Raw genomic sequence first — 1188 nt, 5'->3', positions numbered from 1 at the left:
TCAGGTGACTAGCACCTTCAAAACTAGATAAGAAAGGCAATCATGTGAGCAGTTATTGGCTAGTAGTCCGTCTGCGCTTTTCGTATTGTCCAGCTCCGGCTCCTAGGTCAAGGCGGATATAAGCCAAAGCCATTCCGTGGCCAAAACCATGCCACTCCATGTCTTCGTCTTATCCCGCATGACCTGAACAGTCGCCTGCGCTTTTCGTATAAGTTAAGTCCTCGATTGATTAGTATCCGTCAGCTGCACGTGTCACCACGCTTCCACCTCGGACCTATCTACCTCATCGTCTCTGAGGAATCTTACTCATTTAAAATGATGGGAAATCTCATCTTGAGGGGGGCTTCATGCTTAGATGCTTTCAGCACTTATCCCTTCCACACGTAGCTACCCAGCCGTGCTCCTGGCGGAACAACTGGTACACCAGCGGTGTGTCCATCCCGGTCCTCTCGTACTAAGGACAGCTCCTCTCAAATTTCCAACGCCCACGACGGATAGGGACCGAACTGTCTCACGACGTTCTGAACCCAGCTCGCGTACCGCTTTAATGGGCGAACAGCCCAACCCTTGGGACCGACTACAGCCCCAGGATGCGATGAGCCGACATCGAGGTGCCAAACCTCCCCGTCGATGTGGACTCTTGGGGGAGATAAGCCTGTTATCCCCGGGGTAGCTTTTATCCGTTGAGCGACGGCCCTTCCATTCGGTACCGCCGGATCACTAAGCCCGACTTTCGTCCCTGCTCGACTTGTAGGTCTCGCAGTCAAGCTCCCTTCTGCCTTTACACTCTGCGAATGATTTCCAACCATTCTGAGGGAACCTTTGGGCGCCTCCGTTACTCTTTAGGAGGCGACCGCCCCAGTCAAACTGCCCACCTGACACTGTCTCCGAACCGGATCACGGTTCTGGGTTAGAATGTCCGTACAGCCAGGGTGGTATCCCACCGGCGCCTCCACCGAAGCTAGCGCTCCGGTTTCGATGGCTCCCACCTATCCTGTACAAGCTGTACCAACATTCAATATCAGGCTACAGTAAAGCTCCACGGGGTCTTTCCGTCCTGTCGCGGGTAATGCGCATCTTCACGCATAGTATAATTTCACCGGGTCTCTCGTTGAGACAGTGCCCAAGTCGTTGCACCTTTCGTGCGGGTCGGAACTTACCCGACAAGGAATTTCGCTACCTTAGGAC

At 53.9% G+C, this 1188-nt stretch carries 1 rRNA gene; it reads right to left on the bottom strand.

The features are described 5' to 3' along the window. Positions 1 to 209: 209 nt before the first annotated feature. Positions 210 to 1188: ribosomal RNA gene (locus ABD308_RS37575) — 23S ribosomal RNA — on the bottom strand; the annotation flags it as partial.

Origin of the sequence: Kitasatospora putterlickiae, from assembly GCF_039527695.1 — a bacterium.
Classification (GTDB): Bacteria; Actinomycetota; Actinomycetes; order Streptomycetales; family Streptomycetaceae; genus Kitasatospora; species Kitasatospora putterlickiae.
The sequence above is the reverse complement of the archived record's forward strand: the minus strand, read 5'-3'. Positions and strand labels throughout refer to the sequence as shown.